The 20,967-nt window shown below is 68.9% G+C and carries 14 protein-coding genes; 3 read left to right on the top strand and 11 right to left on the bottom strand.

Annotated features, from left to right (window positions below; all coding sequences use genetic code 11):
- Window positions 1-112: 112 nt before the first annotated feature.
- Window positions 113-1,477: a tetratricopeptide repeat protein gene (locus MLE42_RS16060; RefSeq protein WP_275975764.1), complete on the bottom strand. Its 1,365-nt coding sequence runs from the start codon at window positions 1,475-1,477 to the stop codon at window positions 113-115.
- 149 nt (window positions 1,478-1,626) lie between these two features.
- Window positions 1,627-2,478 (bottom strand): uracil-DNA glycosylase, encoded by an 852-nt coding sequence (locus tag MLE42_RS06325; RefSeq protein ID WP_243287042.1) that lies wholly within the window; start codon window positions 2,476-2,478, stop codon window positions 1,627-1,629.
- 63 nt (window positions 2,479-2,541) lie between these two features.
- Here MLE42_RS06325 and MLE42_RS06320 point away from each other — a divergent pair, with 63 nt between their 5' ends.
- Window positions 2,542-3,057, top strand: a complete 516-nt coding sequence (locus MLE42_RS06320) for an RNA polymerase sigma factor (RefSeq protein ID WP_243287041.1) — start codon at window positions 2,542-2,544, stop codon at window positions 3,055-3,057.
- Window positions 3,044-3,565 carry a hypothetical protein gene (locus MLE42_RS06315; protein WP_243287040.1) on the top strand — a complete coding sequence of 174 codons (522 nt, stop codon included), beginning with the start codon at window positions 3,044-3,046 and terminating at the stop codon, window positions 3,563-3,565. The genes MLE42_RS06320 and MLE42_RS06315 overlap by 14 nt, the downstream gene beginning before the upstream one ends.
- Before the next feature lie 141 nt (window positions 3,566-3,706).
- On the opposite strand, the gene MLE42_RS16055 is transcribed toward MLE42_RS06315, so the two are convergent.
- From MLE42_RS16055 to MLE42_RS06295, 4 genes are all read right to left on the bottom strand, one after another.
- The gene (locus MLE42_RS16055; RefSeq protein WP_275975795.1) at window positions 3,707-5,617 is read right to left on the bottom strand and encodes a helicase-associated domain-containing protein; all 1,911 of its coding nucleotides are present in this window, start codon (window positions 5,615-5,617) and stop codon (window positions 3,707-3,709) included.
- A 108-nt stretch (window positions 5,618-5,725) separates the two neighbouring features.
- On the bottom strand, window positions 5,726-8,941 hold the full coding sequence (locus MLE42_RS06305) for an IPT/TIG domain-containing protein (RefSeq protein WP_243287039.1): 3,216 nt from the start codon (window positions 8,939-8,941) through the stop codon (window positions 5,726-5,728).
- Window positions 8,942-9,080: 139 nt separating this feature from the next.
- On the bottom strand, window positions 9,081-9,665 hold the full coding sequence (locus tag MLE42_RS06300; protein ID WP_243287038.1) for a hypothetical protein: 585 nt from the start codon (window positions 9,663-9,665) through the stop codon (window positions 9,081-9,083).
- An 11-nt stretch (window positions 9,666-9,676) separates the two neighbouring features.
- Window positions 9,677-12,898 (bottom strand): dockerin type I domain-containing protein, encoded by a 3,222-nt coding sequence (locus MLE42_RS06295; RefSeq protein ID WP_243287037.1) that lies wholly within the window; start codon window positions 12,896-12,898, stop codon window positions 9,677-9,679.
- Between the two features lie 193 nt (window positions 12,899-13,091).
- Between MLE42_RS06295 and MLE42_RS06290 the strand changes: the two genes are divergently transcribed.
- Window positions 13,092-14,837, top strand: coding sequence for a DNA repair helicase XPB (locus MLE42_RS06290; RefSeq protein WP_243287036.1), 1,746 nt, complete (start codon window positions 13,092-13,094; stop codon window positions 14,835-14,837).
- A 117-nt stretch (window positions 14,838-14,954) separates the two neighbouring features.
- On the opposite strand, the gene MLE42_RS06285 is transcribed toward MLE42_RS06290, so the two are convergent.
- From MLE42_RS06285 to MLE42_RS06265, 5 genes are all read right to left on the bottom strand, one after another.
- The gene (locus tag MLE42_RS06285) at window positions 14,955-15,521 is read right to left on the bottom strand and encodes a phosphatidylglycerophosphatase A family protein (RefSeq protein WP_243287035.1); all 567 of its coding nucleotides are present in this window, start codon (window positions 15,519-15,521) and stop codon (window positions 14,955-14,957) included.
- 28 nt (window positions 15,522-15,549) lie between these two features.
- Entirely contained in the window at window positions 15,550-16,131 is a 582-nt protein-coding gene (locus MLE42_RS06280) for a hypothetical protein (RefSeq protein WP_243287034.1), read from the bottom strand.
- A gap of 559 nt (window positions 16,132-16,690) precedes the next feature.
- The gene (locus MLE42_RS16275) at window positions 16,691-17,935 is read right to left on the bottom strand and encodes an ABC transporter permease (protein ID WP_243287033.1); all 1,245 of its coding nucleotides are present in this window, start codon (window positions 17,933-17,935) and stop codon (window positions 16,691-16,693) included.
- Complete coding sequence (locus MLE42_RS06270; RefSeq protein WP_243287032.1) at window positions 17,932-18,606, bottom strand: ABC transporter ATP-binding protein; 675 nt, start codon at window positions 18,604-18,606, stop codon at window positions 17,932-17,934. The genes MLE42_RS16275 and MLE42_RS06270 overlap by 4 nt, the downstream gene beginning before the upstream one ends.
- A 168-nt stretch (window positions 18,607-18,774) precedes the next feature.
- The gene (locus MLE42_RS06265) at window positions 18,775-20,964 is read right to left on the bottom strand and encodes a DUF5916 domain-containing protein (protein WP_243287031.1); all 2,190 of its coding nucleotides are present in this window, start codon (window positions 20,962-20,964) and stop codon (window positions 18,775-18,777) included.
- Between the last annotated feature and the right edge of the window lie 3 nt (window positions 20,965-20,967).

Raw genomic sequence — 20,967 nt, 5'->3', positions numbered from 1 at the left:
TGTGCTGGAACGGTGCAGCGCAAAGCCTGGGATGGGTGGCCGACCTGGTTGTGATGCTCTGCTCGACGGGTGCCCAAAGATGACGCTGCATTGCAGCGCCATTTTTGACCCGTCAGAGCATCGCCATCCAGCTCCCCGATTCTCCCCGGACGGGGTTCTCGGGCAGATCGCTTTCCTTGAAGAGGAAGTGGCTGCTGTTCCAGCTGCCGCAGCTGTCGCAGCGGTCCACGTAGTCCTGGGTCTTGTGGCCGCAGACGGCGCACTCGAAGCGGAACTTGAGGACGCCCAGGTTGCGCAGCAGCTGGCGGTACTCGTTGAGGGCGGCGTCCAGGCGGGCCCGGCGGCTGTGGATCTTGGCCATGAAGAAGAACAGGATGGGGCTATAGACCACCTGGCTGCGCACCTCCTGGAACAGGTCCAGGGCCTCGTCGAGGATCTCCAGGCGGTAGAGCATCTTGCCCAGGAAGAACTTGGCCGTGGTGGCGTGCTTGGAGGTGGCGGCCACCTTCCGCATGAGGGCGAGGCCGTCCTCGGGGCGGCCCAGCTGGATGAAGTAGTCCTCGATCTCCTGCAGGAAGGTGCCTTCGCCGGTCTTGCGGAAGCCCTCCAGCCAGATCTCCAGACCCTGGGCCTCCTGGTCCTGGAGGATCATGCAGCGGCCGAGGCTGAGGTAGGCGGGCACGAAGTCCGGCTCGTCCTTGATGACCTGCTGGAAGATCTGGGCGGCGTCCTTGAACTGGTCCGCCTCGACCTTGGCCAGGCCGGCTTGGTAGGCCAGGGCCGCGCCCTGGGCCTTCTCGCCCTGGGTGAGTTCGGCGGGGAAGTTCGCCTGCAGCTTCTTGTGGGTCTCCACCGCCTCGTCCCAGCGCTGGGCATCCATGTGGATGGCCCGCATGCGCCGCAGCGCGCGCAGGGCCTTCTTGGGTTCATCGGAGGCCAGCTTCTTGAGGACGCCCAGGGCCGCCTCGGGATTCCGCACGGCCATCAGGGCCTCGGCCAGCTGGTAGCGGGCCTCCACCTGATCGTGGTCCTCCTCGCAGAGGTCCCGGAAGAGCTTCACCGCCTCTTCGGGGTGGCCCGTCTTCAGGAGCACCTCGCCCATCAGCATGCGGGCCGGCACGTGCTCCTTGCGCTGCTCCAGGATGCCCTCCAGGATCGTCTTCGCCTCGCGCGGCAGGCCGTGGGCCACGAGGTCGCGGGCATCCTGCACGCGCTCCGAGATCCGCTTCACCAGGCGGGTGTCGGCGGATTCGCTCAGGCCTCGGATCAGGCGCACCAGCTCCATGATGCCGGTGTAGAGCACGTTCAGCAGGAAGCCGAGCAGGAAGGCCAGGAGGATCACGCTCTGGATCTTGATGTCCTCGCCGAAGATGACGACTTCGCGCACCAGCAGGTCGTGGTTCGTGAGGTACAGGTTGCCCAGCACGAAGAGCACGAAGGCCAGGAGCACGAAGAAGAACACGTTCACAAGACGCATGGGCCGACCTCGAAAGCTGGGCCTAGCATGACACAGGTGGGGACAGGCTCTCAGCTGTCGGCTGTCGGCTTGATCGATCCACGCCTTCGCCGCTTTCTTCGCCCTTCGGGCTCAGGCCTCTCCTCTGGCCGGGCCGGAGAAGTGGATGATTACGCGTCTGCGGCCTTATCCACCCACTCCTTCGCCGCTTTGAGGTCCTCCCACACGGCGCGGCGGACATCCTGGGTGTACTGGCGCAGCACGTAGGCGGGGTGGAAGGTGGGCATGACGGGGATCTCGCGGCCCCCGACCCGCACGCGCTTCCACTGGCCCCGCACCTTCGTGATGCCTTCGGCGACGCCCACCAGCTCCCGCAGGGGCGTGGCGCCGAGGGTGACGATGACGGCGGGCTGGATCAGTTCGATCTGGCGGTGCAGGTAGCCCAGGCAGGCCCGGGCCTCGTCGGGGGCGGGCGTGCGGTTGTCGGGGGGGCGGCACTTCACCACGTTCGCGATGTAGGTCTCTTCGCGTCTCAGCCCGATGGCGCCGATCATCTTGTCCAGCAGCTCGCCGGCCTTGCCCACGAAGGGGCGGCCCTGCAGATCCTCGTCCCGGCCGGGTCCCTCGCCCACGAACAGGAGCCGGGCCCTGGGGTCCCCTTCACCGAACACGAACTTCAGGCGCCCCGGGCCCAGAGGGCAGGCCAGACAGCCCTGGATGGCCCGCTCCAGGTCCGCCAGGGAGGCCGCTGCGGCCACCGCCTCCGGAGGCGGGCAGCCGATGGGATCCGTGGGGCGGACATAAGGTGCCGATGGGGCCGCCGACGGGGCCCCGGACCGGGGAGAGGCCGCGGCCGGCCGCGTGGGCGGCAGGGGGGCCGGCCGTGGAGTCGGGCGGGAGGCCGGGCGCGGCCCGGGGGCCGGAAGGGCCGGTTCCGGGGTGGCGGCCGGTTCGCGGATAAGGCCCATCACCCCCAGGTCCTCCAGGGTGTCGCGCCAGGCTTGAAGCGGGTGGTCCGTCACCCTTCCAGCCTAGCCCGGAACTTCGCCTCCGGTTGGGGCATCCTAGAGCGTCGGAGCCCTTGCATGGAGCAGTCCCCCCAGGAAACCCCGTTCGGCAGCGAGGAGGCCTTCCATGGCGCCTTCGCGGAGCTCTATCCCCGGCTGGTGAGCTATGCCCGCCGCTATGGAGCGGTCTTTCCCGAGGACATCGCCCAGGAGGCCTTCGTCATTCTCATGCAGCGGGAGGAGCGCGTGGAACACCCCACCGCCTTCCTGTATGGCACCGTCCGCACCCTGTCCCTCACCGAGCGCCGCCCCATGAAGAACCAGAACCTCAGCCTGGAGGCTGTATCCGAGCCCGGCCTGGCCGGCGGCGCGGACGACCTGGTGCTGAACCAGGAAGTCCGGGAGCGGATGCGCCTGCTGTCACCCACCTTCCGCGAGGCCCTGTGGCTCTTCGTGGTGGAGGGCCTGTCCATCCGGGAGATCGCGGACATCCTCGGCATTCCCGAGGCCACCGTGAAGACCCGCATCCACCGGGCCAAGGCCCAGCTCAAAGATCAGCTCAACCCCTCTGGAGGCGTGCATGTCCTGGTCTGATCCCGCCCGGCGTTTCGAACCCGCCGAGGATGTCCAGTTGCGGGCGGAACTCCGCGACCTTCTGGGCCTTGGGCCCGTCATCGCCAGCGCTCCCGCGGCCCCCACGGCCGAGCTGACCGCCCTGGCCAGCGACCTGCGCCGGGAGGCCCAGCGCCGCCGCCGCACCGAGCGCAAGCGGCCCACCTGGGGCTTGCTGGCCGCCGCGGCCCTGCCCCTGCTGGCCGTCCTGACCGGCCTGGGCGCCTGGGGCTTCCAGCAGAAGCACCGGGCCGACGGGCTCGCGCTCCAGGCCCAGCGCCAGGAGCAGGAAATGACCCGCATGGCTGCCGTCCACGCCGCCGAGGTGGCCAAGGAACGTCAGGCGAAGGAAGAAGTCCAGCAGCAGCTTCAGTTGGCATCGAAGCAGGGTGGCCGGAAGGCCGAACCCTACCTGGTCATTCCCGTGGAGAAGCCCCTGAGGTTCCAGGGTGACGACTACCAGCGGGTGAAGGGCAAGCCCCAGCAGTAGCCGCAGTACGGAGTCGATGGGGATGGGGGAAGAGAAGAGCCGGCCAAGCCGGCTCTTCTCTTGGGGGCCGGGGGCGTGCGCGAAGCGGGCCTCTAGACCCCAGCCACCCATGCGTGGCGGGGAGAGAGCCCCCGGAGAAGATCAACCTGCCTGGCTGTGATTGGCCGGAGTCCAGCCCCGCTCGTTGAGCAGCTTCACGCCCTGGATGCGGGTGAGCCGGAAGGCCATCTCCTCCTGGTGGAGGTGGCAGAAGGCCAGCAGGTGGTCCTCCTGGATGGTGCGGGGCGAGACCCTCCGCAGCTGCGTGCGGTGGGCGGCCGGGGGCAGGTAGGTGAGCTCCACCATGAGGGTGTGGCCCGCGGCGTATTCGAGGATTCGCTGCACCTCCTCGGCCAGCTGATCCTCGCCGCCCAGATGCAGCATGGGGATGCGCCGCTGGACCTCCTGGTAGAGGGCCGGATCCTCGTCGTGGAGCTTCTGGAGGGCCGAGCGCACCATCTGTTGCACGGGCTCCAGGTGGTGGTTCATGCCCTTCTCGTCCACGAAGGCCAGGGCCGCCAGGGCCCAGAGGTAGAACTTCTCGTCCGCATCCACGCTCAGGGCCAGGAAGCGGCCGGGCTTGGGCATGAAGCCTGCCTGCTTGAGCAGGGCATGGGCGTTGCCGTCGCCGCGCACCTCGAGCACCGTGTCGGACAGCGAGGCCAGCTTGAGCGGGGCCAGCTCGGGGCGCAGCTTCAGCTCGTCCGCCAGGTGGGTCGTGCGGGCCCGCACGAGGCGCACGCCCTGGTGCACCTCCACCTCGCCCACGCGGCGGGAGAGATCCTCCAGCAGCTGGAGCAGGGGCTGGGGCAGGGTCTGGGTGGAGGCGCCCAGGCGGCGGCCCAGCTCCTCCAGCGGCACGCCGGCATCCAGGGCGCGCACCAGGGTGGCGTGGGCCACGCGGAAGGTGCCCATGGCATCCAGGGCCTCCACGTCGGCCAGCTGGGCCAGCTGGAGCAGGCGGTGGGGATTCTGGAGCAGGGGCGTCAGAAGCTCCAGGGTGGGCTGGAGGATCATCGGCTGATCGATCTCCAGCGGCTGCCAGTGGGCGGCGGTGCCCTTCAGGTCCCGCAGCAGGTACTCATGGGCCAGGGCCTCGCCGTGCTCCGTGAGCTTCAGGTGCGCGAAGCCCTCGTCACCCTGGATGATGCCCATGCGGCCCAGGAAGGGCAGGAACACGGCGCGGGTGCGCTCCTCGTCGAGGGGATGGAGGGTCTTCAGGAAGGCGAGGAAGGGCTGGACGGCCAGGGCCTGGCCCCGCCGCTCCAGCAGGTGCTGCATGAGGAAGTGGCGGTCCTCCGCCGGGGGCATGCCCCAGGCCTTGAGGTCATGTTCCAGGAGGCTGGCGAAGGCGCGCTCGGCTACCCAGCGGGGCGGGTGGCTGGTCACTGCGGGGAGCAGGGTCTCCACGCGGCCCTCGCGGCTCCACAGCAGGCCCAGGCGATGCAGCAGGGTGAACAGCAGGGTGGCGTCCTGCTCTTCGTGCAGCATGGCGTTGCGCTGCATGAGCTGGCCCAGCTCCTTCTTGGCGGGGAGCCCGCCCTTCAGCACCCGGAGGCCCGCCACGCAGCGGAGCAGCACGCTGGTGAGGGCCAGGGAGAACCGGAAGGGTTCGGCGGGCCGCAGCTTCACGCCCTCCGGGGCCTGGAAGTTCAGGGCGCCGTCGTCGAAGTCGTCGAGGGCGTCGGCCACACGCTCGGCCACGGCCCAGTCCTCGCCATCGGGAAGGATCAATCCGAGGGCGTGGAGAGACTCGACCACCGGCGGGGCTGGCATGACGCCCTCGCCTGCCAGGTGCTTGAGGGCCACCAGGGATCCGCTGTCCAGGTCCGCGAGGGTGTCCGCCAGGCGCTTGTGGTCCTCCAGGTGGAACACCATGGTCTTGAGCAGCCGCACGCGCCCCTCGGCCTCATCCTCCCACCGGAGGGGGATGGGCAGCCGGCGTCGCTCACAGATGGTCCTGAGCTGCTCATCCGAGCAGTTCGAGAGGAGCTGGTAGTGGGTAAGCGCCATGGACACCTGAATACAGATGATCCTCCAGTGTCCCACGGAACCCCTGAACGCTCACGCGGAAAAAATGTCCGCCACGCTGGATGGTTTTTCTGCGTGAGCGCAGACGCCCTATTCAGGGGCCTTGAGATGGAGCGTCCGCCCCGCCACGCCATCGCTGAGGACCAGATCGAACCGCTTCGACCGGGTCGCGAACGTCTGACGGCCTCCCGAGAGGATGGCGACGACTTCGCCGGAATCCGCCTCCCGGACCAGGATGGCCGGATGGACCGACACATCCCAGGTGACCTGCACCTTTCCGTCCTGCAAGCGCCGGAATTCGGGTGCCGGCGCTTCCGCGGACGTGGCGCGGAGGCTGGTGAGGATCTTGCCCTCCTTCACCACTCGCAGCCCAGTGATGGCGTCCAGGGTGGCCGCCTCGAGCGGCAGCGCCATGACGAAGTGGCGTTCCCGGCCCTTGGGCCAGCAGCCGAGATCCATGAGCTCGACGGGCGTGGTGAAGACCGTCTGGTTCTTCGGATCCACGCCTTCCAGCGAGTAGTCCCCCGAGCGGGGAGCGATGGTGGGGAGCGACCGGGTGCGGAAGGCTGGAAGGAGGTCGACCTGCCCGTCCGCGTGGACGATCCCCCGGACGATCAGGCACTCCCGGGGCGTGGACTGGGTCTGAGGAAGCGGCGCGTCCTCGTCGGTGCCCCTGATGAGGCCGCCGGGGCCGCTCCTGAAGTCGAGGATCTTCTTGTAGACGTAGTCGCTGACCCAGTTGGGCGAGCAGTAGCCCATGATGTCTTTGTAGGTTGCCGGAGCCTTCAGCAGGCCCGCCGTGGTGTCGTAGCCCCATGCGCCGATGTTCCCGCCCGCGTAGGGGTAGTCCGGATCGACATCGGCCGCATTGCCGCAGGGGCTGTGGTGCCGGCCCATGTTGTGGCCGGTCTCGTGGGCGAACACTTCGGGGAAGTTGCCCCCGTCCTGGTAGCCGGTCTTGTCCCACCCGATGGCGGTGCGGTACTGGAAGGGGCTGCTGGCGTAGGGTGCCCACCCGACACCGGCGACGCCGGAGCTGTAGGAGATGTCCAGGGCGCCGAAGTAGTAGCGGCCGCTTACGGTGGGGTCGATAGCGGCATCGGCCAGGTGCTTGGCCGTGAGGTCGCTGAGCAGCGTGTCCCAGCCGGTGCCGTCCTCCTTGAGGGTCACCGAGGAGGTGAAGGTGGCGCCCACGGCGACGTCCACGCCGGCCACGGGATACATCTTGGCGAGCCGGGCGACCCATGTGCCCTTGTTGGCCTCGGTGATGTTCCCGGTGCCGGTGGAAAGCGCGACCGGGAAGATGGTGGTGCGGAAGATGGGGACGGCGATCCCGCTGAAGCTGCGCACCTGGGTGTTGTTGGATTTGTCGGCCTCCGGGATGGCGCCGGCCGCGTCCACCTCGGCGCTGATCAGGTAGACACCGTTGGGTCCCGTGGTCGTGAGATCCGTCCCCGGAACGGCCAGGTTCCAGCTGGAGGTGAGGCTGGATTCATCCAGCGCGGTGGGGACACTGGACCGGACGGGCGTGACGACTTTCGGATAGCCCGGGACGGCCACCGCGTTGTTGTCCATGATCGAGATCTTCACGGAGGGGGCCGCGGTGTTGGCCTGGTTGGCCAGCACGAAGACCCGGATGAGGGCATCCTTCCCGGCCACGATGGGGACGGATCCGTTCAGGTCCTGGGTGCTCTGGGTGAGTTGCACGGCCTCCACGTGGAGGTCGAGGGTGGTGCTGGCAGTGTTGACCGTGAATGGCTGCGTCACCGTTCCGCCCGGGGTGGTGATGACGAGGTTGCCGCTCGTGGCGCCGGGAGGCACCGTGAACGTGATCTGGGCGGGGCTGAGGCTGGTGGGCTGGATGGTCTGGCCGCTCAAGGTCAGCGTGGTGCCCGGATAGCCCAGGTAGCTGCCCGTGATGACCACCGGCGTTCCGACCGGGCCCTGGGTGGGGTTCATGCCGGTGACGGCCGGGGTGCCATAGACCACCGAGAAGGGTTGGGCGGAGGCGCCCGTGCCCTGGGCGTTGGTGATGAGGATGGGCGCGCTCCCGACGGCGGCGTTGGTCGGCACCGCGGCGGCCAGGCTCGTCCCGTCCGTGAGCGTCGGAACCACGCTGGCGCCCCCGATGGACACGCCCGTCACCCCAAAGAAGTTCATGCCCGCGATCTGGACGGTCGCTTCCCCGGGGACGCCGGAGGCGGGCGTGAAGCTGGAGATGATGGGAGCGAGATCCGCGCCCGGCGCCTGGATATTGGCCACGACATCGTCCAGGAGGAAGCTGGTGGCCCGCTGGGAATCCTCCTGGCTCTTGAAGGACAGGCGGAGGATCCGGCCCTTGTAGGGGAGCAGGTCCACGGCATAGGCCTTGTAGTCGGACGCGTCCAGGTTGGTCTTGCTGAGCAAGGTTCCCAGGAAGCTGCCGGAGGCATCCAGCGCCTCCACGAAGACGTAGTCCTTGGCCCCGCCGGCGCTCGGCTCCGCCGTGACGATCTTCATGTAGAACGTGGCGGTGGCGCTCAGGGCGGTCGCCGGGACATAGAGATCCTGGGTGATCCGATCCGATTGCACGGATCCGTATCCGCCCAGCCAGGAGAATTGGGTGCCACTGTGCGGCACCACCTCGGGCTGACTGCTCGACGCGCCCTGGATGGTGCCGGTGTCTCCTTTCCACACGACGGGGGAGGCCTGCTCGAAGCCCGTGTTCATGAGCACCTGGACCTTGCTGCTCACGGTGTACGAGGTGGCGGAGGTGGCGGTGCCGCCGGGCGTGGTCACCGTCAGTAAGCCCGCGGTCAGGCCGGCGGGCGCGGTGGCCCGCATCCCGCTGTCGCTGGTGACCGTGAAGGCGGCGGCATCCACGCCGTTGAACTGGACCCGGGAGGCGCCTACGAGGTGCGTGCCCGTCAGCGTCACCACGGTGCCCGTCTGGATGCTGGAGGGCGTGAACGACACGATGGTGGGGGCCTGGAACGCGTCGACCGTGAAGGCCGGCGAAGTGGCCGAGCCATTGGCTGTGGTGATCGTGATGGCGCCGGTCGTCGCATTGCCGGGCACCACCGCATCGATCTCGGCGGCGCTCACCACGTTGTAGGAGAAGGCGGGGTGGCCGTTGAAGGAAACCGCGGTGGCGCCGAGGAGGTTGGCTCCGGAGAGGGCCACCGTGGTTCCGGGGCTGCCATGGCTGGGAGTGACGCCGCTGATGGACGGTCCCGCGGGTGGCGGGGTGGAGGAGCCTCCCCCGCCTCCGCAGGCCAGGAAGATGGCCAGGGCCAGGAAGCAGGTACATCGGACGAGCAGGTCCATGGCGGCTCCGGAACCAGGGCGTCGCGGATCCGGAATGGCTGGGTCCGGGAGAACCGTGGGGCGATTCGATTACTGCATGAGTTGATGCAGGAGGCACCTGATGATACACGCGGGCCGGATCGCGGGGCCTCAGGTCCGTTTACTGGGCGGCGAGGGCCCCCACGGTCACGGCGATGGGGGCCACGATGGCTCCGGTCCCGTCGATCATCTGGCACTTGGACCCGTCGGCGCCGAGGGAGACGGCCCCCGGCGACTGGGAGGCCCGGAGGTCCAGGGCCACCCGCAGCAGGGGGGCGTTCAGGGAGACGGGGCTGGCCGTGCCCTTCTGCGCCGCGGTGACCTGGAGGGTCCCACCGGAGACTTTGCCCTTGAGGATCGGGAGCCCGGTTCCGAGGCTGAAGGCCGTTCCGTTCTGCACGAAGGTGTTAGCAGGGTCGCCGGCGGCGACATTGGCCCAGGCCACCCGGGTGGCATCGGCGGTGAAGGTGGCCGTGATACCGGTGCCTGTGGTGGACGCGGGTCCCACCAGGTCGAGCACGAGGTGCGTGGCGGTGGAGAGGGCCGCGTTCTTCTTGAGCAGGTAGGTTCCGGAAGTCGGGTCCGTGTAGCCCAGGCTGGTGGCCGTGGCCGGGGCGGAGGATCCGCCGCCCCCGCCGCCGCAGGCGAGCAGGGCCATCAGCGCCAAGGCGGCGGAGCCGGAGAGGAGCTTGGTCATCGGGGTCATGGGCTTCTCCATCACAGGCCGCCGAGGAGGATCGCGAGGTCCTTGTCATCCACCGTCCCATCGCCGTTCAGGTCGCAGGTGGGGTTGGTGGTGCCGTAGAACTTGGCGAAGAAGAGCAGGTCCCGCAGATCCACCACGCCGTCGCCGTTCAGATCCAGGGACTTCACCGTGACGGAGGCGGTCCCGGGGGTGGTGCCGGGCCAGATGCTGGTGGCGGTGATGGTGTAGGTCCCGGCCGCGGCAGGAGCCGTGTAGACTCCGCTGGCCGTGATGGTGCCTCCGCTGGCGGACCAACTGACCCCCTGGCTCGGGGCGTTCGTCACCGTGGCAGTGAAGGTGGCCGTGCCGCCCATCAGGAGGGACGCCGTGGCGGGGGAAACGGATACGGTCACGGACAGGGGGTTGTAGACCGATACGGTGGCGGAGGCAGAGGCCGAGGGGACTTCGTTGCTCGCGGCGGTGACGGTATAGACTCCGGGCGTGGCCGGGGCCGTGTAGGTGGCGGCGCTGCCGCTGGTGGTCTGGGCGGGGCTGACGCTGCCGCCTCCGCTGGACACGGTCCAGTTCGCCTTGTTGTCGGTGGCGTAGTTGGTCACGGTGGCGGTGAAGGTCGTGCTGGCGGAGGGGCTCACCGTGGCCGTGGTCCGGTCCAGCGACACGGTGACCTGGGCGGTCTGCAACTCCCACACTCCGCGGCCGAAGGTGGCGGCGCGGAGGAAGCTGCCGTCCGGCGCGATGTAGAGGTCGCGGGTGGCGACCAGGGGCAGGTTGCTGCCGAACCGGCTCCAGGTGGCGCCCCCATCGCTGGTCACGTAGACGCCGAAATCCGTGCCCACGTAGACCTTGTTGGCGACCAGGGGATCGGCCTTCACCACGTGGACCGGGATGCCGAAGGGGAAGCCGTTGCTGGCCGCTGGGCTGCCGTCGATGGCTGTCCAGCTGCCTCCGCCGTTGGTGCTCTTCCAGAGGTGGTTGGCGGTGCTGCTGGGGGCCACCGATCCCACGTACACCGTCGTGGGGGTGGTGCGGTCGAACTCGATGCAGCTGAGGTAGGACGCGCTTCCCGGGAGGGTTCCGCCCTTGGTCCAGGAACTACCGCCGCTGGACGTCAGGTAGACCCGCGACTGGTTGGCCGCGATGCCCAGGGTGTTCGGATCGCTGGCGGAGGCAGCCAGGTTGCGGATGAACAGCTCGTTGGTCGTGGTGGTGGAGGACATGTCCAGCGGCGCCGGAAGGCCGCCGGTGCCGAGAGCCACCCAGCTGGATCCGAAGGTGGTGCTCTGGTAGACCTTCCCGTTGGTGGAGGTGTAGACGGTCGAGGCGTGGGCCGTGTCGCCGGGGACGAGGTAGGGTGCGAAGGGGGCCAGGTCCTTGTTGTTGGCCTCCACGATGCCCGAGATGGATTCGGAGAACGACGTGCTCCCGTTGGTGTTGGGATAGCCGCCGTTGGTGCTCTTGTAGATGTCGGTGTAGTAGATGCTGCCGAGAACCTGGTTGCCGTCCACCGGATGGAAGAGGGTGGCGAACCCGTCGCCGCCGATCTCGTCTTCGAAGATCCCCTCCGTGCCGGTGAGGGTGCCGCCGGACACCGCCGGCTGGCGCAGCCGGGTGCCGTTGTCCTGCATGCCCAGGGAGATCCGCCACTTCGAATCCGAAGGGCTGGCGGCGGTGGTGGAGCCCACGTTGTAGGTCAAGTGCGAGGCCAGACCCTTGTTGCGCCGGTTGTCGAGGAAGGAGGTGTCGAAGGAGATGGTGGGGATGATCGCGCGGAAGGGATCCCGCACCACGGCCAGGCCTCCGTCGTTGCCCACGTAGAGGGTGGCCCCATTGGGCGACCAGGCGGTGGCGTGGAAGTCCGCGTGCGCGTAGACGTGGCCGCTGCCATACCAGTGGGTGAGCTGGACCCAGCTCAGGCCACCGTCCGTCGAGCGGTAGAGGGCGAGGTTGGCCCCCACGAAGACCCGCAGCGGGTTGTTGGGATCCACCGCCAGCCCGTGGTTGTACCAGCCCTGGCCGCCGTCACTGCCCATCTGGGGGCCCGTGCCCTGGAAGAGGCCGCCGCTGATCGTAGGGGCGGCCTGCCAGGTCCAGGTCACGCCCTTGTCGACGCTCTTGAGGACGCCCCGGGCCACGGTCGTGCTGCTGCTGTTGGTGGTGGTGTCCTCCAGGATGGCGTAGGCGGTAGCGCCGTCGCCCGCGGCCCGGATGGTGATGCGGCCCGGCGTGAAGGTGAGGCTGGGCAGGGTGGCCAGGGTCCAGGAGGCGCCGGCATTGGTGGAGTAGTAGATGCTGCCGGTGCCGTTGGTGGCACCAGAGGGGGTGACCTCCACGGAGCAGAGGAGATCGGTGCCCGTCACCTTCTGGAGGGACCAGGCCTGGCCTGTGGCAGGACCGCCCCCGGCCGCGGTGAAGGTGGATCCCCCGTCGGTGGAGATCCGCAGGCCGGCGTTGGTGGCCCAGAGGATCCGGTTGGCGTCCAGGGGCAGGATGGCGTAGGAGCGGGTGGCGGTGCCGAGGCTGCTCAGGGGGGCGGCGGTCCAGGTGGCGCCGCCGTCCGTGGTCTTGAAGAAGCCGCGGCCTTCGGCATCGAAGAAGTCCCCGGCCCCCATGTAGAGGGTGTTCGGATCCACGGGGCTCATGGCCAGGGCGCCCACGGAGACGTTGCCTCCGCTGCTGCTGGTGGGGAGGGCATCCGTGACCGAGGTCCAGGTCCAGTCCGTCGTGGAGGTCGGGTCCGCGTTGTCGCAGCGGAACACGCCCCCGCCGCTGGTGGCCAGGTAGAGGGTGGGGGCCGTGGGGTGGGCCACGATGGCCACGGGGCGCCCGCTGTCGATGTCGGGCGTGGTGCTGGTGAGCTGTGAGAAGGGACCCAGGTTCGTCCAGGCGCCTCCGATGCCGGCCGGCCCGCTCGCCAGGGCTGCGGGAAGTGTGCCTGCAAGGGGCTGGACGAGCGGGCCCGCGCTCTGGAGGCGCCGCGGCGCCCAGAGGCGGGTCTGCTGCTCGGCGAGCTGGTTCTTGTAGTCCAGATAGGCCGGGCTGGCCTTTCCGCCGAACCAGAAAAGGTTCCACTCCCTGCGCAGATCCGCCCGGTCGTGCCCGCCGAGGGCGTGGGGGCTCCGGCGATAGGGCAGGTCCAGGCGCCGCTGGCCGGGGTTCCCCTCCTGGGCGGCGAGTCCCGACAGGGAAGCCGATAACAGGAGGAGAGCGAGGAACTTGGTCGCCCGGTGGTTCATGGCGTCTCCAGGAAGAATCCCCGGGGGCCGGGATGGAAACGAGATCGGGGGCCTTGGGGGATCCCAAACTATACGACACTCAAAGGACCGCGCCAGTTGGCTTTTAGATGGTTCCGCCGGGGCCTCCTCCGCTGCCTCACGTTGACCCTGCCGCCCGGGGCCCCTAGGCTGGAGGTTTGGGTCTGCCGCCACCGTGATCGCCCTCCGTCCCGACAATCCCCTGATCGTCCAGAGCGATCGCACCCTGCTGCTCGAGGTGGCCCATCCCGCCTTCGAGCAGGTGCGCGACGAGCTGGCTCGGTTCGCGGAGCTGGTGAAGAGCCCCGAACATATCCACACCTACCGCATCACCCCGCTGAGCCTGTGGAACGCCTCGGCCTCCGGCGTGGCCTGCCAGGACATGATCGAGACGCTGAACACCTGGTCCAAGTACCCGGTACCCCAGAACCTGCTACAGGAGATCGAGGATCACGGCACGCGCTACGGCAAGCTGCGCCTGGTGGCCAAGGGGGACCGCCTGGCCCTGGAGATGGACGACCGGGGCCTCTTCTGGGAGCTGGAGAACCAGAAGTCGCTGCAGGGAATGCTGGCGGAGCCCTACCCGGACGAGAAGGGCATCTTCCTCCAGACGGGCATGCGGGGCGAGGCCAAACTCCAGCTCATCCGCCTGGGCCATCCCGTGCAGGACATGGCCGGCTACAAGCCCGGCGATCCGCTGCCCTTCGAGTTGTCGCCCATCACCAAGCAGAACGGCAAGCCCTTCGGCCTGCGCCACTACCAGCAAGCGGCCGTGGATGTCTTCCACGCCGGAGGCGGGCCGGATGGTGGCGCCGGTGTGCTGGTGCTTCCCTGCGGAGCCGGCAAGACCGTCATCGGCATCGGCTGCATGGGCAGCCTGCAGACCCACACCCTGGTGCTCACCACCAACGGCACCGCCGTGAAGCAGTGGAAGCAGGAGCTGCTGGACAAGACCACCCTCACGGAAGACCAGGTGGGCCTCTACACGGGCGACACCAAGGAGATCAAGCCCGTCACCATCGCCACCTACCAGATCCTCACCTACCGCAAGAGCAAGACCGGCCCCTTCGAGCACTTCAAGCTTTTCGAGGCCGCCAACTGGGGCCTGGTGATCTATGACGAGGTGCACATGCTGCCCGCCCCGGTGTTCCGGGCCGTGGCCGAGCTCCAGGCCAAGCGGCGCCTGGGTCTCACGGCGACCCTGGTGCGCGAGGACGGCAAGGAGGAGGACGTCTTCAGCCTCATCGGCCCCAAGCGGGTGGACGTGCCCTGGAAGATGCTGGAGAAGGACGGCTTCATCGCCACGGCGCACTGCCTGGAGATCCGCGTCCCCCTGCCCACGGACGAGCGGATGGAATACGCCGTGGCGGACCAGCGCCAGCGCTTCCGCATCGCCTCCGAGAACAGCCTGAAGATGGTCGTGATGGACGAGCTGTTGGCGGGGCATCCGACCGACAACATCCTCATCATCGGGCAGTATCTCGAGCAGCTCCGCATCATCGGCGAGCGGCTGGGGGCGCCGGTGCTGACCGGCCAGACGCCGGAGAAGGAGCGCGAGACACTCTTCCGGCAGTTCCGCGAGGGGGACCTCCGCATCCTCATCGTCAGCAAGGTGGCCAACTTCGCCATCGACCTGCCGGATGCCAGCGTGGCCATCCAGGTGAGCGGCACCTTCGGCTCGCGGCAGGAGGAGGCCCAGCGCCTGGGCCGCATTCTGCGCCCCAAGGGCGAGCGCAACGTGAGCTATTTCTATTCGCTCATCAGCCGCGACACCACCGAGCAGGAGTTCGCCCGCAACCGCCAGCTCTTCCTCACCGAGCAGGGCTACCGCTACCTCATCGAGAGCCGCCACTTCGACGAAACGGGGCGGCTGAGCGAGCCCGCCGTGTGGAAGCGGCTGTTGGAAGAAACCGCAGGTTGAAGCTGGACTGAAAAACTCGTGCGGAGCGCGCGGAGGATGGCGGAGGCACGCGGAGAGAGGCGTTCATGCTCCGCGTTCTCTGCTCCCTCAGCGATCTCTGCGAGAGTGGTTTTGTTGCTACCGCCACAGCCCCGGATGCAGGAGCGACTGGGCGCCCAGCCAGCGGTCCAGGGGCCAGACGATGAGCGCGGCCAGCAGGCCGGCCAGCACGTCGTCCATCACCACGCCCCAGCCCCCCGGGAGCTGCTGGGCGCGGTCCACGACCCCGGGTTTCCAGATGTCGAAGAGGCGGAAGAGCAGGAAGGGGGCCACCAGCCGCGCCGCCCACAGGCTCCAGGCCTGGGGCTGGGCCGTCACCGTGAACAGCAGGGGGGTGAGGGCGACCCAGAGGCCGGCCCATTCGTCGATCACGACGAAGGAGGGATCCTCCTGGCCGGTTTCCTTCACCACCTCATCCGCCGCCCACACGGCCATCAGGGCGAGGGCCGGCGGCGCCGCCAGGAGGACCCAGGACGGGAGGGACCAACCGCGGACGATCCACACCAGCAGGAGCCAGGCCACCAGTCCCGCCAGGCTGCCCCAGGTGCCCGGGGCGGGTTTCAGGTAGCCGCTGCCGAAGCCCGTGGCCAGCCACCAGGCGGGGCGAGGGGCCCTCCGGGTTGATCGGGGTTGGGTGGCGTCCATGTGTCATCCCCTTCAGGGGTCGCAACCTTCAAAGGCGGGAAGGACGGCCGAACCGCATGCCGAACTGGACGGAGGCCTCCCATCGCGGAGCCATTCGGCGAAGCAGGCCATTGGGGCCCTCACCCCCCTGACGCCAGAGGGGCACGGCCAATTCCAGACGGGTGAAGGGGTGCGCGTAGGTGCCGCCCCGGGTGAGAAGGGCGAGGAGGTCACCCGTTCGGCCAGGAAGGAAGGGGATGAGAATGCCGCGGAACCCCGCTTGGGCCCGCAGCCAAGGTCGGACCATCCAGGCGCGGTCGCCTTCCAGCGGGGAGGGGCCGGTCGCGAGGCTGCTGTGGCCCTCGTATCGCTCCAGGCGGAGTTCGGCCCCCAGGGCCCCCTGGAGGCCATGTTCCTCCGTCCACCAGCTTCTCTGCCATCCGGCGCCTGCCATCGCGTACTGGAGGTCATGGCTGGATCCGGCCTGGGCCAGCGCCTGCCACTGATCCATCTCGATCTGGGAGGCCGCATGGTCCCAGCCCACCCGTGCCTGGAACGCGGTCGTGTTGTCGCCCGAACTCCCCGGGGCCGCCCCCCGTGCCGTGGGACCCACGGAAACGCCGAGGGCCACCTCGACACCGTCGGCCCTAAGGGGGAGGCCGAGGAGAAGAGTCAGGAATGCGATTCGAGGCGACATGTCAACAGTCTAAGGTAATAGCGCTTCCACTCAGGTCGACGCGCGATGGATCGGCTCGAATACCGGTTTCCCAGCCTGTCGCGTCCCCGCCATCGTGACTCTGGGCCTCCTCGGGTCCCGACTTCGCAGGCTGTCGCAGCCTGCTCCGACCCACACCGTCGTGACTCTGAGCCTCCCCGGGTCCCGACTTCGCCGGCTGTCGCAGCCTGCTCCGACCCACACCGTCGTGACTCTGAGCCTCCTCGGGTCCCGATTTCGCCGGCTGTCGCAGCCTGCTCCGACCCATACCGTCGTGACTCTGAGCCTCCTCGGGTCCCGACTTCGCAGGCTGTCGCAGCCTGTTCCGACCCATACCGTCGTGACTCTGAGCCTCCCCGGGTCCCGACTTCGCAGGCTGCCGCAGCCTGTTCCGACCCATACCGTCGTGACTCTGAGCCTCCTCGGGTCCCGACTTCGCAGGCTGCCCCGCAGCCTGCGAAGTCACCCGAGGGGCTCAGACATGTCTCAATGCCTCCACGATGCGGAGCTTCGCGGCCTTCAGGCCGGGGAACAGGGCGCTCACCTGGAGCGTGGCCTGAAGGCCCAGGGCCACCAGGGCGTAGACGCCGGGCACGAGGTGGATGTCCAGCTCGTAGCCGTGGCTGGTGCCCGGTGGAGCGGGCATCTGGAGGTGCAGGGCATTGAGGCCCGCCCGCAGCAGTAGGGTGGCGGCCAGGCCCAGGGCGCTGCCGAAGAGGCCCAGGAAGGCGCCCTCCCACTGGAGCAGGGCCAGCAGCTGGCCGGGCCGGAGGCCCATGGCCCGCAGCACGCCGAACTCGCGGACGCGCTCCATGACGGACATGAGCAGCGTGTTGGCCGTGGCCAGCAGCACCACCAGGAAGAGCACCAGGCCCATGAAGCCGAAGATGGCGTAGTAGAGGAGCTTCACCTGCCGATAGAAGGAGGCCAGCTCGAACCAGGGCTTCACCGTGGTTCCGGGTAGCAGGGCCTGGAGCCGCGCCTGCTCGGCGGCCGTGTCGCCGGGACGCTTCAACACGACCGAGAGCCGCGAGCGGGCCGGGCCCGCGTCCAGCAGCTGGGTGGCCGTGGCGAGGCCCACGGTGAGGACCCGGTCGTTCAGCTCCTTCAGGCCTTGGTCCTGGAGGCCGACGACTTCCACATCCAGGGCGTTGAGCGCGCCGTCCCTGGTGGTGGACATGAGGGTGAGCAGGCTGCCCACGGAGGCCCCCAGGCTCCGGGCCAGGCCCGTGCCGAGAATCACCTCGCGGGCGGCCGGATCCGTGGACAGCCAGCGCGAGCCCCCGCCGCCGCGGGCCTTGGCTCCATCCTTCAGGGCGTCCAGACAGGCCATGTGCTTCGGCTCCAGGGCCGGATCCACGGCGGTGCCCAGGAAGGCCACGCTCTTCGGGCCGCTGCTGAGCAGGCCCATGAACTGGATGCGGGGTAGCACCTCCGCCACGGCGGGGTCCTGCCGGAGCTGCGCTGCCAAGGCCTCGCCTTCGGGCAGGGCCTTCTCCAGGCTCTGGGCCTCGTCACCCTCCAGTGCGCCGGGGGCCATCACCTGCAGGTGGCCCAGGCCCCCGCGGATGGCGCCATCGGCAAGGCCCTGGAAGGTCTGCGCCATGAAGCCTCCGGCCAGGCTCAGGGCCAGGAAGCCCGCCACCACCACCATGAGCGTCAGCGCCGTGCGCCGCCGCTGGCGCAGCAGGTTCCGGAGGGCCAGGCGGGCGAGGATCACCGGTGCTCCTCCTCGATGAGCCGCCCGTCGGCGAGGCGGAAGACATGATCGGCGCGGGCGATGACAGCGGGATCATGGCTGGCCACCAGGAATGTGGCGCCCCGCTCGGCGGCCAGCTCGGCCATGAGGTCCATGAGGGGACCGCCGTGGGCGTGGTCGAGGCTGGCGGTGGGCTCGTCCGCCAGCACCAGGAGGGGATCGGGAGCCAGGGCGCGCGCGATGGCAGCGCGTTGCTGCTGGCCGCCGCTGAGCTGGCCGGGGCGATGGTGCAGGCGGTCCGAGAGCCCGACACGCTTGAGGGCCGCCTCGGCCCGGCGGCGGGCCTCGTCCTCGGGCAGGCCCTGAAGCTGCAGGGGCAGCATGGCGTTCTCCAGGGCCGTGAGCACGGGCACCAGGTTGAAGGCCTGGAACACGAAGCCCAGCCGGGATAGGCGGAGGCCGCAGCGTTCGCGCTCAGAGAGGCTGGACACCTCCTGTCCATCCAGGAGGACGGCGCCCCCGTCGGGCTGGTCCAGGAGGCCCGCCAGCTGGAGAAGGGTGGTCTTGCCGCTGCCGCTGGGGCCCGCCAGCACCGCCAGGCAGCCCTTCGGAACCGCCAGCGACACGCCGAACACGCCGGCGCGCTCGCCGCCGAGTTCGTAGGCGCGGGTGACCTCCCTGAATTCCAGCATCCGCCCAGTGTACCTGGCCCATGGTGCCGGCTCATGGGTGGAAGAGGAATTCAGAAAGCTGAGGAAAGGGTAGGGGCCGAGGAAAGCGGAAATATCTTCATTTCCTCCGCTCTCCTCCGTTTCTCCGCTTTCCTTCGCGTTCCCAAATTCTTGCCTTCGAGAGACCTCTCAAAACTGCATGGCGTAGGCCAGCTTGGCGAACACGCCCCGCTCCACCATGCGCTCGGTGGGCAGGATGGCGAGGGGGTCGCGCCGCCGCTGGCCGGACCAGCCCAGGTAGGCATTGGTGAAGGCATTGGGCTGCCAGCCCAGGAAGGCCTTGAGGAATTTGTCCACGCCGTCGATCTCGGAGCCGCCGTACCGCACCACGAACGCCTGGGTCTTCAGGTAGAAGAACCGCGGCATCTGGTAGGTGGCCGTGGCGGCCAGCTTCCGCGCCCGCACGAGCAGCAGGTCGTCGGACTCGCGGTTCAGCTCGGTCTTCTGTGCGGAGAGGTCGTAGCACACATCCCCGATGGCGCCATGGGAACTGAAGCTGAGGGTGTGGATGCGTGCCGGGGCCCCCGAGGCCAGGTCGATGGTGCGCCCGTGGATGACCCGCACCAGCATCTGGGCCCAGCTGAGCTTCTTCCAGCTCAGGGCCATGTTGATATTGCGGGTGGCGTTGGAGGTCACCTCGTCGTCCGCCCAGGTGCGCCCCGCGATGTCCCAGTCCAGGCTCCAGGCCCAGCGGTCGGCGGTCTCCACATAGGTGCTCAGGCCCACGGCGCGGTCGAAGGGATTTCCATCCCACCACACGAGGCGGCGTGCGCGCAGGTAGAGGTTCGCCTGGGAGAGCTTCCCCCCATTCCAGTTGCTCTGCCAGCCGAAGGTCCCGTTCTGCTGGCGGTAGCCTCGGAGATCGGTGAACCCCGAGACCAGCACCAGGCCGGGGCTGGTGGTCTGGCTGACGGCGGTGGCGAACCAGTGGCGGGTGTTCCAGTCCAGCTCGGCGGAGGTGGAGGTGCCGCGCTGGGAGAGGAGGCTGCCATCGGCCTGGGGGAGGTGCGAGGTGGCGGTCATGGCGCTGCCGATGAAGTGGAATTCGGAGCCCAGGTACTGATCCAGATAGAGGCCGCCGCTCTGGCCGCCGATCAGCCCGCCGGCGGCATCCGGCCCGCCCTGCAGGCGCTTGTCCGTGCCGAGGAAGGAGAGGCCCGAGCCGCGCCCGTCCAACTGGAAGCGCAGCGCGGCCGCCGTGTCCTGGGTGGGCAGACCCTCGACGCCCTGGGCGCCGTTGGCGCTCAGCATGAGGCCGCCATCCTCGTCCTTGGCGTGGAGCATGGTCCAGCTGGCCAGCGAGCCCTGGCCCGAGGCCTTCAGGCCGTAGAGGGGGCTCTGGATGGAGCGGCTGAAGAACTGCCGCTGGGCCGCCGGAGGGGAAAGAAGATCCATGCCCTCCAGGAAGAAGGGCCGGCGCTCGGGATAGAACACCTTGAACCGGCTGTTGATCTGAAGCGGGTCCACATCCGCGTCCGCCGTGGCGAAGTCGGGCCGGTAGGTGCCTTCGAAGGTGAGGGCGGTGGTGGCGTAGCGGACATCCATGCCCAGGCGGGCCTTGGATTCCACGGGGGCCGACGGGTTGGTCTCCAGCGACTGGGCGCGGGTGTAGGTGGCGAAGGGGATCACCAGGAAGGGTGAGCCGGGCTTGTCCACCGGGGCGCCGGAGACCCGGGCCATCTGGCAGATGTCGCACTGCACGTCCTTGCTCATGCGCGGCCAGGAGATGCCGTAGCGCCGTTCCCGGGGGATGATGCGCAGGATGCGGAAGGCCCAGTCGCCGGGTCGCCGGCGCAAGCTGCTGTAGGGAATGCGCATCTTCACGACGTAGCCGTCCGGCGTCAGCACGCCGGTGGAATCCCAGAGGCAGTCGTAGGAGGCGTTCTCGCCGGTGCTGTCTGTCATGATCTCGTCGATCTGGCCGCCCAGGGGCGTCACGAAAAAGCGGACGATGCTCTGGCCTTTGCCGGAGGGGTCCAGGTCCACGCCCACGAAGTCGAAGTCGCCGTTGTTGGTGTCGCGCATGTGGCGGGCGGCGTGGATCTTCGATGGCTCGGGGTCCTTGGCTTCCACGGCGACGTAGAGCGCATCGGGGCCCCAGCCCACGTGGACAATGGTGGGCCAGCGGTTCTCGCCCTGGTCGTCCGGCATGATCATGCCGAACTCGGTGAGGACCTGGGCATCCTTCCAGGTGGAGAGGTCCGCGTCCCGGGCCATGGAAGGCGCCTGGGCCAGCCGGGGGATGGCCAGGTGGGGCGGATGGGGGGCCTGGGAGGCCAGGATGGGCAGGCAGGCGAAGGCCAAGGCCGGATGGCGCATGAA

The sequence above is a fragment of the Geothrix terrae genome (assembly GCF_022808775.1).
GTDB lineage: Bacteria > Acidobacteriota > Holophagae > Holophagales > Holophagaceae > Geothrix > Geothrix terrae.
This window is presented reverse-complemented; position numbering and strand designations above follow the sequence as displayed.